Annotated in this window: 13 protein-coding genes; 1 reads left to right on the top strand and 12 read right to left on the bottom strand. The window is 66.2% G+C overall.

Annotated elements, in window-relative coordinates:
* Position 1 precedes the first annotated feature (1 nt).
* From LK540_RS14455 to mraZ, 12 genes are read right to left on the bottom strand one after another with little or no spacing between them, the layout of a single operon-like run.
* Positions 2–961 (bottom strand): D-alanine--D-alanine ligase, encoded by a 960-nt coding sequence (locus tag LK540_RS14455; RefSeq protein WP_374041365.1) that lies wholly within the window; start codon positions 959–961, stop codon positions 2–4.
* Positions 958–2,355: a UDP-N-acetylmuramate--L-alanine ligase gene (murC, locus tag LK540_RS14460; protein ID WP_229437991.1), complete on the bottom strand. Its 1,398-nt coding sequence runs from the start codon at positions 2,353–2,355 to the stop codon at positions 958–960. The genes LK540_RS14455 and murC overlap by 4 nt, the downstream gene beginning before the upstream one ends.
* Positions 2,355–3,437, bottom strand: coding sequence for an undecaprenyldiphospho-muramoylpentapeptide beta-N-acetylglucosaminyltransferase (gene murG, locus LK540_RS14465; protein ID WP_229437992.1), 1,083 nt, complete (start codon positions 3,435–3,437; stop codon positions 2,355–2,357). The genes murC and murG overlap by 1 nt, the downstream gene beginning before the upstream one ends.
* Complete coding sequence (ftsW, locus tag LK540_RS14470; protein WP_229437993.1) at positions 3,434–4,651, bottom strand: putative lipid II flippase FtsW; 1,218 nt, start codon at positions 4,649–4,651, stop codon at positions 3,434–3,436. The genes murG and ftsW overlap by 4 nt, the downstream gene beginning before the upstream one ends.
* Positions 4,651–6,147 (bottom strand): UDP-N-acetylmuramoyl-L-alanine--D-glutamate ligase, encoded by a 1,497-nt coding sequence (gene murD / locus LK540_RS14475; protein WP_229437994.1) that lies wholly within the window; start codon positions 6,145–6,147, stop codon positions 4,651–4,653. Before murD ends, ftsW begins: the two co-directional genes overlap by 1 nt.
* A gap of 3 nt (positions 6,148–6,150) precedes the next feature.
* Positions 6,151–7,320 carry a phospho-N-acetylmuramoyl-pentapeptide-transferase gene (gene mraY / locus LK540_RS14480; RefSeq protein ID WP_229437995.1) on the bottom strand — a complete coding sequence of 390 codons (1,170 nt, stop codon included), beginning with the start codon at positions 7,318–7,320 and terminating at the stop codon, positions 6,151–6,153.
* Between the two features lie 4 nt (positions 7,321–7,324).
* Positions 7,325–8,695 carry a UDP-N-acetylmuramoyl-tripeptide--D-alanyl-D-alanine ligase gene (gene murF / locus LK540_RS14485; RefSeq protein ID WP_229437996.1) on the bottom strand — a complete coding sequence of 457 codons (1,371 nt, stop codon included), beginning with the start codon at positions 8,693–8,695 and terminating at the stop codon, positions 7,325–7,327.
* Positions 8,696–8,697: 2 nt separating this feature from the next.
* Positions 8,698–10,233 (bottom strand): UDP-N-acetylmuramoyl-L-alanyl-D-glutamate--2,6-diaminopimelate ligase, encoded by a 1,536-nt coding sequence (locus LK540_RS14490; protein ID WP_229437997.1) that lies wholly within the window; start codon positions 10,231–10,233, stop codon positions 8,698–8,700.
* Positions 10,233–12,008 carry a penicillin-binding protein 2 gene (locus tag LK540_RS14495; RefSeq protein ID WP_229437998.1) on the bottom strand — a complete coding sequence of 592 codons (1,776 nt, stop codon included), beginning with the start codon at positions 12,006–12,008 and terminating at the stop codon, positions 10,233–10,235. The genes LK540_RS14490 and LK540_RS14495 overlap by 1 nt, the downstream gene beginning before the upstream one ends.
* On the bottom strand, positions 12,005–12,277 hold the full coding sequence (ftsL, locus tag LK540_RS14500; protein ID WP_229437999.1) for a cell division protein FtsL: 273 nt from the start codon (positions 12,275–12,277) through the stop codon (positions 12,005–12,007). Before ftsL ends, LK540_RS14495 begins: the two co-directional genes overlap by 4 nt.
* Positions 12,274–13,269, bottom strand: a complete 996-nt coding sequence (gene rsmH / locus LK540_RS14505) for a 16S rRNA (cytosine(1402)-N(4))-methyltransferase RsmH (protein ID WP_229438000.1) — start codon at positions 13,267–13,269, stop codon at positions 12,274–12,276. The genes ftsL and rsmH overlap by 4 nt, the downstream gene beginning before the upstream one ends.
* A 7-nt stretch (positions 13,270–13,276) precedes the next feature.
* A complete protein-coding gene (gene mraZ / locus LK540_RS14510) occupies positions 13,277–13,705 on the bottom strand; it encodes a division/cell wall cluster transcriptional repressor MraZ (protein WP_229438001.1) in 429 nt (142 codons plus the stop codon).
* Positions 13,706–14,116: 411 nt separating this feature from the next.
* On the opposite strand from mraZ, the gene LK540_RS14515 reads away from it, so the two are divergent.
* A complete protein-coding gene (locus LK540_RS14515; RefSeq protein WP_229438002.1) occupies positions 14,117–15,067 on the top strand; it encodes an AAA family ATPase in 951 nt (316 codons plus the stop codon).
* The last annotated feature ends 60 nt before the right edge of the window (positions 15,068–15,127 follow it).

A 15,127-nucleotide genomic window follows, 5' to 3' on the forward strand; every position in this document is an offset into this window, starting at 1 on the left:
CTTAGCCTTGTGCCTTCACCATCTTGCAGCGCGCCGAACGCAGGATCTCGACGCACAGCGCTTCGTAGTCGATGCCCACCGCACGCGCCGCCATCGGCACCAGCGAGTGCCCGGTCATGCCCGGCGAGGTATTGACTTCTAACAGGAACGGACGCATGTCGCTCTCGCGCACCAGCACGTCGACCCGGCCCCAGCCTTCGCAGCCCAGCGCGCGGTAGGCGTTCACGGCGTGCTTCTGGATTTCCGCGGTCAGTTCAGCCGGCAAATCGGCCGGGCAGTGGTACTGGGTATCGTCGGTAAAGTACTTGTTCTGGTAGTCGTAGTTGCCGGCCGGGGCCACGATCTCGACGATCGGCAGCGCGCGCGCATCCTTGCCCGAGCCGAGCACGGCGACCGTGAACTCGCGGCCGGTGACGAATTCCTCGGCCAGGATGACTTCGTCGAAGCCGGCTGCCAGGCTGACTGCGGCTTCGAATTCCTCGGCCTGTTCCACCTTGGTGATGCCGATGGTCGAGCCTTCGAGTGGCGGCTTGACGATGAGCGGCAGGCCGAGTTCGGCCACGACGGCATCGAGGTCGTCGCCCGGCGTCACGGTGGCGTAGCGCGGGGTCGGGATGCCCTTCGACAGCCAGATGATCTTGGTGGTGATCTTGTCCATGCCGACGCTCGACGCCATGACGCCGCTGCCGGTGTAGGGAATGCCGAGCTGCTCGAGGGCGCCCTGCAGGCTGCCGTCTTCGCCGTAGCGGCCGTGCAGCGCGATGAAGACGCAGTCGAATTTCTCTGCCGCGAGTTCGGCCAGCGAACGTTCGGCCGGGTCGAAGGCGTGGGCGTCGATGCCGCGGCTCTTGAGCGCCTGCAGTACGCCGGTGCCGGACATGATCGATACGTCGCGCTCGGCGGAGCGGCCGCCCATCAGGACGCCGACCTTGCCGAAGTTGGTGAGGATAGGTGCGCTCACGATGCAACCTTTTGGGAAGAAGTTAACAAATGCGGAACGCCGCTGATCGAGCCCGCGCCCATGGTCAGCACGACGTCGCCGTCACGCACCGCCTGGCGGATCGCGTCGGGCATCCCGGCGATCGTTTCCACGAAAATCGGTTCGGTCTTGCCGCCGGTGCGCAGTGCGCGCGCCAGGGCCCGGCCATCGGCCGCGACGATCGGCGCCTCGCCGGCCGGGTAGACTTCGGCCAGCAGCAGCACGTCCGGCGTCGACAGGACCTTGACGAAGTCCTCGAACAAATCGCGCGTGCGGCTGTAGCGGTGCGGCTGGAAGGCCAGCACCAGGCGCCGGCCCGGGTAGGCGGCGCGCGCGGCGGCCAGCGTGACTTCGGTTTCCACCGGGTGGTGGCCGAAGTCGTCGACCAGGGTGAAGCTGCCGCCGCCCTCGATCGCGACTTCACCGTAGCGGGTGAAGCGGCGGCCGACGCCGCGGAACTCCAGCAGGCCCTGGGCGGTGGCGTCGTCGTCGATGCCGATTTCGCGCGCGATGGCGATTGCCGAGCAGGCGTTCAGCACGTTGTGCATGCCGGGCTGGTTCAGTACGAATTTCGTGTCCGGATAGCCTTCCTGGCGCACGGTGAAATGCATGTGCACGCCGTCGGCATAGGCGTCCAGCGCGCGCACCTGTGCGTCCTCCGAGAAGCCGTAGGTGGTCACCGGTTTCGTTACCTGCGGCAGGATGGCGCGCACGTGGCGGTCGTCGATGCACAGCATCGCGCGGCCGTAGAACGGCAGGCGGTGGGTGAAATTGACGAACGCGCCCTTCAATTTCTCGAAGTCGTGCTCGTAGGTTTCCATGTGGTCGGCGTCGATGTTGGTGATCACCTCGATCATCGGCGACAGGTTCAGGAACGAGGCGTCCGACTCGTCGGCTTCGGCCACGATGTAGTCGCCGGTGCCTAGCTTCGCATTCGCGCCGGCGGCGGTCAGGCGCCCGCCGATCACAAAAGTCGGGTCCAGGCCGCCCTGGGCCAGCACGGACGCGACCAGGCTGGTGGTGGTGGTCTTGCCGTGGGTGCCGGCAATCGCGATGCCGCGCTTCAGGCGCATTAGTTCGCCCAGCATGATCGCGCGCGGCACCACGGGAATCTGTGCGGCGCGCGCGGCCATCACTTCCGGGTTGGCTTCGTTGACGGCGGTCGAGGTCACGACCGCGTCGGCACCAGCCATGTTCTCGGCGGCGTGGCCGAGATACACACGCGCGCCCAGGTCTTTCAGCCGTTGCGCGGCCGGGTTATTCGACAGGTCCGAACCCGACACCTTGTAGCCGAGGTTGAGCAGCACCTCGGCGATGCCGCTCATACCGCTGCCGCCGATGCCTACGAAGTGGATGTGCTTGATCTTGTGCTTCATTATTTCTTGTTGTTGGCGAGTTGTTCGAGTACGTTGGCGATCGCTTCATTCGCGTCGCGCTTGCCCACTTTTTGCGCCGCCTCGGCCATCGCCAGGCATTGCGCACGCGTGGTGTTCATCAGGAGTTGCGCCACGCGCTCGGCGGACAGCTCGCCCTGCGGCAGGTGGATCGCCGCCTGCTGTTTGTCCATCCACACCGCGTTGTCGCGCTGGTGGCTGGTGGTCGATGCCACGAAGGGCACCAGCACGCTGGCGACGCCGGCGGCGGTCAGTTCCGACACGGTGATCGCACCGGCGCGGCAGATCACGAGATCGGCTTCGGCATAGGCGGCGGCCATGTTGTCGATGAAGTCGACCACGTTCGCCTGCACTTCCGCTGCCGCATAGGCTGCACGCAAGGCGTCGATGTTCTTCTTGCCCGACTGGTGGGTGACGATCGGGCGCACGTTCGCATCGATGCGCGCCAGTGCGGCCGGCACGCTGTCGTTCAGGACTTTCGCGCCCAGGCTGCCGCCGACCACCAGCACGCGCAGCGGGCCGGTACGGCCGGCGAAGCGTGCGGCCGGCGCCGGCAGATCGAGGATGGCCTGGCGCACCGGGTTGCCGGTGACGACCGCCTTATTCGCGGCGCCGCCGAAGTCGGCCGGGAAGCCGAACAACACGCGGCTCGCCAGCGGCGCCAGGGTCTTGTTCGACAGCAGCAGCGCGGCGTCGGCATTCACCAGGGCCAGCGGAATGCCGCGCGTGCGCGCCATCATCCCGCCCGGCACGGTCACGTAGCCGCCCATGCCCAGCACCACGTCGGGCTTGCGGCGGCCGAGCAGATTCAGGCAGGTGGCAAAGCTGGCCGCCATCTTGAAGGCGCCCTTCACGGTATGGCCGAGGCCCTTGCCGCGCAGGCCGGCGAAGTCGATGCTGTCCATCTCGATGCCCTGCTTCGGCACGAACTCGCGCTCCATGCCGTGGGCGGTGCCCAGCCAGGTGACGGTCCAGCCGCGCGCGCGCATGGTCTGGGCAATCGCGATGCCGGGGAAGATGTGGCCGCCGGTGCCGGCGGCCATGATCATGAGTTTCTTGGTCATATGCGTCCTCCGCGCATCAGGACGCGATTCTCGTAGTCGATGCGCAGCAAAATCGCCAGGCCGACGCAGTTGATCATGATGCCGGTGCCGCCATAGCTCATCAAAGGCAGGGTCAGGCCCTTCGTCGGCAGCAGGCCCAGGTTCACGCCCATGTTGATGAAGGTCTGCACGCCGAGCCAGATGCCGATGCCCTTCGCGGCCAGGCCCGCGAAGAACTGGTCGAGCGCGATGGCCTGGCGGCCGATGTCGAAGGCGCGCTTGACCAGGAAGTAGAACAGCGCCAGCACCACCAGCACGCCGGCCAGGCCCAGCTCTTCGCCGATCACGGCCATGATGAAGTCGGTGTGCGCTTCCGGCAGGTAGTGCAGCTTCTCGACGCTGTTACCCAGGCCCACGCCGCCCAGCTCGCCGCGGCCGAATGCGATCAGCGAATGGGTCAACTGGTAGGCCTTGTCCAGCGCATTGTCTTCCTGCCAGGGGTCGAGGTAGGCGAACATGCGCGCGCGGCGGAACGGCGACAGCGCGATGATCGACGAGAACACCACCACCAGGATGGCGCCGATGCCGCCGAACCAGACCATGTTGAAGCCGCCCAGGAACAGGATGCCCATGGCGATGCAGACGATGACGCCGAAGGCGCCCAGGTCGGGCTCGAGCAGCAGCAGCATGCCGACCACGCCGACGGCAAAGGCCATCGGCATGAAGCCCTTGGTCAGCTTGTGCATGTACTGCTGCTTGCGCACCGTGAAGTCGGCGGCGTACAGCACCACCACGATCTTCATGATCTCGGACGGCTGCACCTGGAACAGTTTGAGCGACAGCCAGCGCCGTGCACCGTTCACCGACACGCCGACGCCCGGCACCAGCACCAGGATCAGCATGAAGAGCGTGACCACGAACATCAGCGGCGCCAGCTTCTGCCAGGCGGCCACCGGAATGCGGAAAGCAAAATACGCGGCCACCACCGACACCGAAATGAAGATGGCCTGGCGCAGCAGGAAGTATTCGTGCTTGCCCTGCAGGTAGGAGAATTTGGGCGAATCCGGCAGCGCGATCGAGGCCGAATACACCATCACCATCCCGAACAGCATCAGGATCAGCACCACCCACACCAGCGGCTGGTCGTAGTCCATCATCTTCGACGGACGCGCGCGTTCGGCAATCGCCGCCTCGCCTTTCGGCGCCGAAAACTTGAACGGGATCTGGAAAGCCATCAGAGCTCCACTCCCCGGTCCAGCGCCACGTCGCGCACGGTGTCGACGAACACCTGGGCGCGGTGCGCATAGTTGGTGAACATGTCGAGGCTGGCACAGGCCGGCGACAGCAGCACGCAGTCGCCCGCACGCGCGAGACCCGCAGCGCGGCGCGTGGCCTGCGGCAAATCGTTCATGTCGAAGCACGGCACGCCGGACGGCTCGATGGCCGCTTTCACGGCGGCGGCATCCTTGCCGATCAGGAGCACGGCGCGCACGTAGCGCGACACCGGCTCGGCCAGCGGCGTGAAGTCCTGCCCCTTGCCGTCGCCACCGGCGATCAGCACGATCTGCTGGTCGGCGCCGGCGAATGCCTTGCCCAGGCCCTGCAGCGCGGCGACGGTGGCGCCGACATTCGTGCCCTTGCTGTCGTCGTAGAAATCGACGCCGTCGATGTGCGCCACCAGTTCCACGCGGTGCGGCTCGCCGGCGTATTCGCGCAGGCCGTGCAGCAGCGGCGCCAGCGGCAGGCCGGCGGCGCGGCACAGGGCCAGCGCGGCCAGGGCGTTCGAGGCGTTGTGCAGGCCGCGGATTTTCAGGGCGTCGGCCGGCATCAGGCGGTTAATACTGATGTCGACCGGTTCCGGGACTTCGCCTTTTTTGAGTTTCTTTTCGCTGGCTTCACCGGCAACGGCGGTGGCGAGCCACAGCACGCCGCGCTCGTTGACCAGGCCCATGGCGTTGGCTGCGTCAGGCTCGCCGGTACCGAAGGTCACGAACGGCGCGTCCGGCGCCGTCATGCCCATCACGGTCGCGTCGTCACGGTTCAGCACGCGGATGGTGTCGGCGCCAAAGATGCGTGCCTTATCCGCCGCATAGGCCGCCATGTCGCCATGCCAGTCCAGGTGGTCCTGGGTGATGTTCAGGACCGTGGCGGCGTCGGCGTTCAGGCTGAAGGTGGTGTGCAGTTGGAAGCTGGACAGTTCCAGCACCCAGGCTTGCGGCAGCTTGTTCTCGGCAAGCGCTTCGCGCAGCACGTCCAGCGCCGCCGGGCTGATGTTGCCGGCCACGCGGGTATCGAAGCCGGCGCGGCGGCACAGCAGGCCGGTCAGGCTGGTGACGGTGGTCTTGCCGTTGGTGCCGGTAATCGCGATGACTTTCGGGCTGTAGCCCTGGCTCTCTTTCAGCGACGCCAGCGCCTGGGCGAACAGCTCGATCTCGCCCCACAGCGGAATGTCTTGCTCTGCAGCGGCCGGCGCGATAACCGCCAGCTCGCGGTTCGGCGCCAGGCCCGGGCTGATGGCGACAAAGCCCACACCGTCCAGCAGCGCGGCATCGAACGCGCCGGCCACGAACTCGGCGCCCGGCACGGCGTCGCGCAATGCGGGCAGGCGTGCCGGCTCGGCGCGCGTGTCGGCCACGCGCACGCGCGCGCCGCAGCGCGCCAGCCATTGCGCCATCGCCAGCCCGGATTCGCCGAGCCCGAGCACCAGTGCGAGTTTGCCGTTGTAGTCCATGGATCAGCGCAGTTTCAGGGTGGAGAGACCGACGAGGACCAGGATCATCGTCACGATCCAGAAGCGGACCACGACCTTGGTCTCCTTCCAGCCTTTTTGTTCGAAATGGTGGTGCAGCGGCGCCATCAGGAACACGCGGCGGCCGACGCCATAACGCTTCTTGGTGAACTTGAACCAGCTGACCTGGATGATCACCGACAGGGTTTCGGCCACGAACACGCCGCCCATGATGAACAGCACGATTTCCTGGCGCACGATGACGGCGATGGTGCCGAGCGCGCCGCCCAGGGCCAGCGCGCCGACGTCGCCCATGAACATCTGGGCCGGGTGCGCGTTGAACCACAGGAAGGCCAGGCCCGCACCGGCCATGGCGCCGCAGAAGATCAGCAGTTCGCCGGCGCCGGCGATGTGCGGGATGAACAGGTACTTCGAATACGTGACGTTACCGGTCAGGTAGGCGATCAGGCCGAGCGCGCCGCCGACCATCACGGTCGGCATGATGGCCAGGCCATCGAGGCCGTCGGTGAAGTTCACCGCGTTCGAGGTGCCGACGATCACGCAATAGGTCAGCGCGATGAAGCCCCACACGCCCAGCGGATAGCTGATGGTCTTGAAGAAGGGGACGATCAGGTCGGCTTTCGGCGGCAGGTCCATCGAGAAGCCCGACTGCACCCAGGCCCAGAACAGCTGGCCGACTTCCCACGGCGTCGGGGCCGAGACCGAGAACGCCAGATACAGCGAGGCGGCAATGCCGATCAGCGACATCCAGAAGTATTTCTCGCCCGAGCGCATGCCTTCCGGGTCCTGGTAGACCACCTTGCGGTAGTCGTCGACCCAGCCGATGGCGCCGAAGCCGAGGGTCACCACCAGCACCGGCCAGATCAGGCGGTTCGACAGGTCGCACCACAGCAGCGTCGAGATGGCGATGGAAATCAGGATCAGCACGCCGCCCATGGTCGGGGTGCCGTGTTTTTTCAGGTGGGTCTGCGGACCCTGGGTGCGCACCGCCTGGCCGACCTTCAGTTCGGTGAGTTTGCGGATCACGGCCGGTCCCGTGAACAGGCCGAGCGCGATCGCGGTGATCGCCGCCGATACCGCGCGGAAGGTGATGAAGTTAAAGATGCGCATCGGACCGATATAGTCCTGCAGGTATTGTGCAAGCCAGAGAAGCATGGTGTTAGTGGGCGTCCTTGCCAGTGTTTGTTGAACCAATCAGGTGATTGACCACGCGTTCCATCTTCATGAAGCGCGAGCCCTTCACCAACACAGTTGCATCAGAATTGCCGCCCAGTTGCTTGTCCAGTGCTGCCAATAATGCGTCAAACTGCTCGAAATACTCGGCGCCCGCCGCTGCCAGGTGGCGCGACAGGTCGCCTGTTGCCAGCACGTGCTCGATGCCGCGTGCCTGCGCATATGCGCCGATCTCTTCGGTGAATTCCTTGCCCTGGGCGCCGACTTCGCCCATGTCGCCGATCACCAGGAAGCGCGGCGCCGGATAGCTTGCCAGCACGTCGATGGCGGCGCGCATCGAATCCGGGTTCGCGTTATAGGTGTCGTCGATGACCAGCGCGCCGTTGGCGGCCTGCTTGCGCTGCAGGCGCCCGCCCACCGGCGCAAAGCTTTCCAGGCCGCGCACGATGGCGCCCGGTTCGATGCCGGCGGCCAGCGCGCAGGCGAATGCGGCCAGCGCATTGCGCACGTTGTGTTCGCCCGCGGCCGCCAGTGTCACGGCGAACGGGCCGGCCGGGGTGATGATTTGCAAATTGTTACCGAAGCCGCTGGCGGTGTAGGTAGCGCGCACGTCGCAGGCGTCGGCGAGGCCGAACGTCAGGCTGCGGCAGTGCGACGCCAGCCCCTGCCAGATCGGCGTATAGGTGTCGTCGCCCGGATACACGGCCACGCCGTCGCTTGGGAGCGCGGTGAACACCGAGCCGTTTTCCAGCGCCACCGCTTCCACGGTGTGCATGAATTCCTGGTGCTCGCGCTGGGCATTGTTGACCAGGGCGACCGTTGGCTGGGCGATCGCGGCCAGGCGGCCAATCTCGCCCGGGTGGTTCATACCGAGTTCGACCACGGCGGCGCGGTGCGACGCTTCCATCCGCATCAGGGTCAGCGGCACGCCGATCTCGTTGTTCAGGTTCCCCTGCGTGGCCAGGCGCTCGTTCTCGCCAAAGGCGGCGGCCAGGATGGACGCGATCATTTCCTTGACCGTGGTCTTGCCGTTGCTGCCGGTGACGCCGATCAGGGGCACGCCGTACTGGCGGCGCCAGCTGTTGGCGATCCGGCCCAGGGCCGTGAGCGTATCCGGCACCACGATGGCCGGCAGGGTCCAGCCTTCCGGCAGGCGTTCAACCACGACCCCGGCCACGCCGCGCGCGGCAACCTGCTCCAGGAAATCGTGGGCATCGAAAGTCTCGCCGCGCAATGCGACGAACAGCGCGCCGGCGGGAGCCGTACGGCTGTCGGTCGAGACGCCGTTGAAGCTGGTGTCAGCGCTGAGCTGCGAGCCAGGCATCGAAGCGATCAGTTGTGCGAGCGAACCGCGCATGCTTAGTGTGTCCTCATCATGGTGAGCCGCGCCGTCAGGGCCAGCGCGGCGTGGTCTGCATCGGAGAACGGCAGCTTCTTGCCCTTGATCTCCTGGTAGGGCTCGTGGCCCTTCCCGGCCAGCAGGATCACGTCCTGCTTGCCTGCGTGCTTGACGGCCGACAGGATGGCCGCGGCCCGGTCTTCGATAGCCTGGTGGCGCGCATCCGGATTCATGCCGGCCACGACCTGGGCGATGATGGCGCCCGGTTCTTCGCTGCGCGGGTTGTCGCTGGTGACGATCACCTGGTCGGCCGCCTGGGCAATGGCGCCCATCTGCGGGCGCTTGCCCGGGTCGCGGTCGCCGCCGCAGCCGAACACGCACCACAGGGCGCCGCCGCGTTCCGTCGCCACCTGGCGCAGCGCGGCCAGGGTTTTTTCCAGCGCGTCCGGCGTGTGCGCGTAGTCGATCACGACCAGCGGCGCATCCTGGCCGCCGACCTGTTGCATGCGGCCCGGCGCTGGCGTCAGGGCTTCGACCGCCTCGGCCGCGCGCTTGATGTCCACGCCCTTGGCCAGCAGCGTGCCCAGCACGGCCAGCGCATTGCTGATGTTGAAGTGGCCGACCAGGCGGGTCTTCACGAGCAGGCTGGCGCCGGCCGCTTCCAGGGTGAATTCGGTGCCGGCCGGGCGTGCGCGCTTGTGCGCGGCGCGCAGGATGGCCACGCCTTCGATGGCAGGCTGTTCCGCCTCGTTCTGCAGGGTATAGCCGGTGACCGCCACCTGCGGCAGCTGCGTGGCCAGGTAATCGACCAGGCGCGCGCCGGCCGGATCGTCGAGGTTGACGACGGCGCTCCTCAGGCCCGGCCATGCGAACAGCTTGCGCTTGGCCGCTTCGTAGTTCTCCATGTCGCCATGGAAGTCGAGGTGGTCGCGCGTCAGATTCGTGAAGACGGCGACGTCGAAATGCATGCCGTTCGTGCGGCCCTGCTCCAGGCCGATGGACGAGACCTCGATGGCCAGCGCGCGGGCGCCGGCCTCGCGCACGGCGGCCAGGTTGGCGGCCAGCAGCACGGCGTCGGGCGTGGTGTAGCCGGTCTCGATGAATTCCGGTTCGGCGCGGCCGCTGAACAGGCCCACGCCGAGCGTGCCGATGACGGCGGCGGTTTCGCCGAGTTTCGCCAGCGCCTGGCCCAGCCAGACCGCGATCGAGGTCTTGCCGTTGGTGCCGGTGACGCCGACGGTGAACATGCCGGCGTCGGGCTGGCCGAGGCAGGCATGGGCGATGGCGCCGGCCTGCGCCTTCAGTCCCGGCACGGCCAGGTGCCGGACGTCGAGGCTGTCATCCCAGGCGAAACCGCTGTCGTCATGGACCACGGCGGCGGCGCCGGCAGCGACGGCGGCCGCGATGTAGCGGCGGCCGTCCTGGGCGTCGCCCGGATAGGCGAAGAAGACGTCGCCGGCCTGCACGCGGCGCGAGTCGGAAACGAGTTTGCCGCCCGGTGCTGCGGCGGCAATCCAACGGCAGATGTCTTCGAGCGGATGGATAGTCGGCGCCATCACAAGCTTTCCTCCAAAGGCTCATCGGGAATGATGATGTCGGTGACCGAGGAGTCGGGCGGCACGTTGGCCGCGCGCAGCGCGTTCGCGGCGAGGTCGGCCGCGGTCGGCGCCGCCACGCTGCCGCCGGTGCGCAGCGCGCCCCGCGGGTTGTCGACCATGACCGCGATGATGAAGCGCGGCTTCGACATCGGCGCGATGCCGACGAAATAACCGATGTTGTCGGTGCGCGAGTAGCGGCCGTTGACGATCTTCTCGGCGGTACCGGTCTTGCCGCCCACGCGGTAGCCCGGCACCTGCGCCTTGGAAGCGGTGCCTTCCGGGCTGACCACGGATTCGAGCATGGTGCGCACTTCGGCCGCGGTCTTCGGCGAGATGACCTGCTGGCCGACCGGCTTCTCGTCCACCTTCACGAACGACAGCGGGATGATGTCGCCGTTGCGGGCGAAGATCATGTACGAGCGCGCCATCTGCAGCAGCGAGACCGACAGGCCGTGGCCGAAGGCCATGTTCGCGTACTCGATCGGGCGCCACGATTTCCAGGGTCGCACGCGGCCGGCTGTCGGGCCGGGGAAGCCGAAGCGCGGCGCCTGGCCGTAACCGAGCTTGGTGTACATCTCCCACATTTCCTGCGGCGGGATCAGCTGCGAGATTTTCACCACGCCGATGTTCGAGGACTTCTGGATGATGCCGCCCACGGTGCGCACGCCGTAGTTGTGGGTGTCGCGGATGGTTTTACCCGTGACGACCATGCGGCCCGGCGAGGTGTCGAACACCGTGTTCGGGGTGATGCGCTTGGTTTCCAGGCCAAGCGCCACGGTCACCGGCTTGATCGTCGAGCCGGGCTCGAAGGTGTCGGTGATGACGCGGTTGCGCAGCTGGGCGCCGGTCAGGTGGCGGCGGTCGTTCGGGTTGTAGCTCGGGTAGTTGGCCATGGCCAGCACTTCGCCGGTCTGCACATCGAGCACCACGGCGCCGCCGGCCTGGGCGTTGAATTTCTCGACCGCGTTCTTGACGCTGTTGTAGGCGATGTATTGCAGTTTGCTGTCGACCGACAGCACCAGGTCCTTGCCGTCGTGCGGCTCGCGCGACAGGCCCAGGTCTTCGACGATGCGGCCCAGGCGGTCCTTGATCACGCGGCGGCTGCCGGTGGTGCCGACCAGCGACTTCTGCTGCGCCAGCTCCATGCCCTCCTGGCCCACGTCTTCGACGTTGGTGAAGCCGACCACGTGGGTCATGACTTCGCCCTGCGGGTAATAACGCTTGTATTCCTTGCGGGTGTCGATACCGCCGATCTTGAGTTTTTCGATCTGGGCCACGACGTCCATCTCGACCTGGCGCTTCAGGTAGACGAAGGTGCGGTCGGAGTCGAGCTTCTTGCGCAGTTCGGATTCCGGCATCTCCAGCAGGCGCGCCAGTTCCGTGATTTTTTCCGGCGGCGACTGCAGCACGTCTTCGGGGATCGCCCACACGGCGCGCACCGGCAGCGAGGACGCCAGCACCTCGCCGTTGCGGTCCATGATCTTGCCGCGCGTGGCCGGCAGTTCCAGCGTGCGCTCGTAGCGGCTCTTGCCCTGCTTTTGCAGGAACTGGGTCGACATGCCCTGCAGCCAGAGCGCGCGGATGCCCAGCGCGGCAAAGGCGGCGAACAGCACGAACAGCATTACGCGCGAGCGCCAGTCGGGCAGGCGCACGGCCAGCACCGGGCTCTTCGAAAAAGCCATGCCTTTCGAGGCGGCCACGCGGCCGGTGGTGAAGGGCTTGTCGCGCTTCATCGCGCACCCTCCGTCAGGTACTGGGTGCGGGCCGGGGTCAACGGGGTCATGTTCAGTTGCGTGCGCGCGATCTGTTCGATGCGCTCGTTCTTGCCGAGGGTGGACTGGTCGAGCTGGAGCTGCGACCAGTCGATGTCGAGCTGGCGCGACTGCTGTTGCAGGCGTTCGAGCTCGATGAACAAATGGCGCGACTGGTAGCGCGCGTTAACGAGCGTCAGGCCGCAGGCGATCAGGCCGACAGCCAGCACGGCGTTGAGCTTGTTGCTCATCGAGCGCTACCTTTTGCCACAGCGGCCACATCGGCCACATCGCCCAGGCGCTCGGCCACGCGCAGCACCGCCGAGCGGGCGCGCGGATTCGCGTCGACTTCAAGCACGCTCGGCTTGATCTTGGCGATCAGCTTCATCAGCGGCTGCGGCAGATCGACGGCGCGGATCGGCAGGCGGCGGTCGGGCTGAGCCACCTTGGCTTTGCTGGCCAGGAACTGCTTGACGATGCGGTCTTCCAGCGAGTGGAAGCTGATCACCGACATGCGCGCACCCGGCGCCAGGAGATCGTAGGCCGCGCTCAGTCCGGCTTCGAGATCCTCAAGCTCTTTATTGATGAAAATCCGGATAGCCTGAAAGCTGCGGGTTGCCGGATCCTTGCCTTTTTCCCGAGTCTTGACCGCGTCTGCCACGATTGCGGCAAGCTGGCGTGTGGTTGAAATTGGCTCGACTGCCCGGCGAGCAACAATCGCCTTTGCAATCTGAAAAGCAAACCGTTCTTCCCCATAATCGCGTATGACCTTTTCCAAATGTTGTTCGGTGGCGCTGGCAATCCATTCGGCGGCGGAGATGCCGCGCGTGGTGTCCATGCGCATGTCGAGCGGGCCATCGTTGCGGAAGCTGAAGCCGCGGCCGGCGTCGTCGACCTGGGGCGACGAGATGCCGAGGTCGAGCAGGATGCCGTCGACTTTATCGATGCCGCGTGCGCGCAGGGCCTCGCCCATGGTGGCGAAACTGTCGTGGACGATACTGAAACGCGGGTCCGTGATCTGTTCGGCGGTGGCGATCGCCATCGGGTCCTTGTCGAAGGCGACCAGGCGGCCGTTCGCGCCCAGGCGCGACAGCAGCAGGCGGCTGTGGCCGCCGCGGCCGAACGTGCCGTCTATATAGATGCCGTCTGCGCGCTGGCCCTCGTCGAGGTTCAGCGCATCGATTGCTTCGTCAAGCAGTACGGTGCGATGCTGCAGTGCTGGCACCGTATCGGGTGTAATCATCGGTGCCTCAGAAAGAGAAATTGGAAAGGACATCCGGCATGCCGCCGGCAACCGCCTCGGCCTCGTCCGCGGCCAGCTTGGCGGCGTCCCAGATTTCGAAGTGGGTGCCCATGCCGAGCATCATCACTTCCTTTTCCAGCCCGACCGCGCCGCGCAGTTCGGGGGAAATCAGGATGCGGCCGGCGCTGTCGACCTCGACATCGCAGGCGTTACCGAGGAAAATGCGCTGCCACGCGCGCGCCGACATCGGCCAGGCGGCGATCTGGTCGCGGTGGGTTTCCCAGACCGGGCGGGGGAACAGCAGCAGGCAGCCGTGCGGGTGGCGGGTGAGGGTCAGGCGGCCTTCGCACTGAAGTGCAAGGGCGTCACGGTGCTTTGCCGGTATTGACATCCGGCCTTTCGCATCGAGATTGATCGCTGACGCGCCTTGAAACACGTAGGTACCTAGTTTGGAGAGTTATCAGTCTAGTTGTTTTGCGCGCCGGGAGACCTGAATTTCTCCCACAAAACTGCACTTTTTCACACCGTTTCCCACTTTAGAGGAAGCGTTGTTGCTGGTCAAGCGAATTCCGTGAGGAAACTTTCCGATTTTGCCAATGAAACCAAGGACTTAGCGCGCTTCCCTGAAGTGAGTTCCAGACAAAATGTCCCGATAAATGAAGCACTTAGCTAAAACACTGAATGTGCTACCTCATCTAGACAAGCTGTCTTTACGTTTGAGCTAGCTCAATAATTGGGCAGCATCCGAGCCATCCTGGTGGGGTGCTGAGGGGCGCACGCGACAGTGCCGACAAAATTGCGCAAGCAGCGTGCACTGGGTTAGGATTTGTGCATAAAAGGAGCCGCCGTGAGCATCGCCCTTGCCCGTACCCGCCCCGTGTATGACCTGATCGACGTCCAGGATGCGCTCGAGCGCAGCCGCGGGCGCTCGCCGGAACTCGACGCCTTCTACGAGCGCATGCTCGAAACCGGCCCCGAGCGCTTCGTCACCACCCCCTCCTCGCTTGACGCCCTCGACCCGCTGCGCGACGAATGCCCGAATTTCGACGAAGTGCTGGACGACCTGGCGCGCTACCTGCGCCTGGCGCATGCAGGCAACCGCGGCTTCAATTTGATGCCGATCCTGCTGCTGGGCGGGCCTGGCGTGGGCAAGACCCACTTCGCAAGGCGCCTGGCGCGGGCCATGGGCACCGAGTTCGAGCTGATCGGCATGAACGCGCTGTCGGCCGGCTTCGTCATCACCGGCAGCTCGGCCAGCTGGCGCGGCGCCAAATGCGGCAAGGTCGCCGAGCGCCTGGTGCGCGGGCAGTTCGCCAACCCGGTGGTGGTGCTGGACGAAGTGGAAAAGGCCAGCGGTTCCTCGCAGTCCGATCCGCTGGCGGCGCTCTACCAGTTGCTGGAGCCGGAAACGGCGCAAGCCTTCCGCGACGAATACATCGACGTCGAGATCGACGCCAGCCAGATCTGCTGGGTGCTGACGGCCAATTCCACCGAGGGGATACCGGCGCCGCTCCTGAACCGGATGGCGGTGTACGAGGTGCCGGCGCCGACGCGCGAGCAGGCGGCCGGCATTGCGCGGCGCATGCTGGCGGCGCTGGTCGTGGAACTGAACCTGACGGACTTCGACGATAGCCTGGACGACGCCGTGCGCGACAAGCTGGTGCCGGTGGCGCCGCGCGAGCTGCGCAAGACCCTGCTCGACTGCCTGGGCTATGCGGTGGCCGACGGGCGCCGCCACCTGACGGCCGCGGACGTGCGCCTGCGGCCGGGGCCGGGCAAGGGGCGGATCGGGTTTTGATCTTTGATGCGAGCGACAGGCGCCTTGTTTCGCGCCCCAGCATTAGAATGGCAGCAACCG

It is taken from the genome of Massilia sp. IC2-278 (genome assembly GCF_020708045.1).
Lineage (GTDB): Bacteria > Pseudomonadota > Gammaproteobacteria > Burkholderiales > Burkholderiaceae_D > Telluria.

Coding starts and splice junctions, on each gene's coding strand:
- murF (WP_229437996.1), bottom strand. CDS start 8,695: ATGCGCGGTTCGCTCGCACAACTGATCGCTTCGATGCCTGGCTCGCAG.
- murC (WP_229437991.1), bottom strand. CDS start 2,355: ATGAAGCACAAGATCAAGCACATCCACTTCGTAGGCATCGGCGGCAGC.
- ftsW (WP_229437993.1), bottom strand. CDS start 4,651: ATGGCTTTCCAGATCCCGTTCAAGTTTTCGGCGCCGAAAGGCGAGGCG.
- murG (WP_229437992.1), bottom strand. CDS start 3,437: ATGACCAAGAAACTCATGATCATGGCCGCCGGCACCGGCGGCCACATC.
- rsmH (WP_229438000.1), bottom strand. CDS start 13,269: ATGATTACACCCGATACGGTGCCAGCACTGCAGCATCGCACCGTACTG.
- murD (WP_229437994.1), bottom strand. CDS start 6,147: ATGGACTACAACGGCAAACTCGCACTGGTGCTCGGGCTCGGCGAATCC.
- LK540_RS14495 (WP_229437998.1), bottom strand. CDS start 12,008: ATGAAGCGCGACAAGCCCTTCACCACCGGCCGCGTGGCCGCCTCGAAA.
- LK540_RS14490 (WP_229437997.1), bottom strand. CDS start 10,233: ATGGCGCCGACTATCCATCCGCTCGAAGACATCTGCCGTTGGATTGCC.
- ftsL (WP_229437999.1), bottom strand. CDS start 12,277: ATGAGCAACAAGCTCAACGCCGTGCTGGCTGTCGGCCTGATCGCCTGC.
- mraY (WP_229437995.1), bottom strand. CDS start 7,320: ATGCTTCTCTGGCTTGCACAATACCTGCAGGACTATATCGGTCCGATG.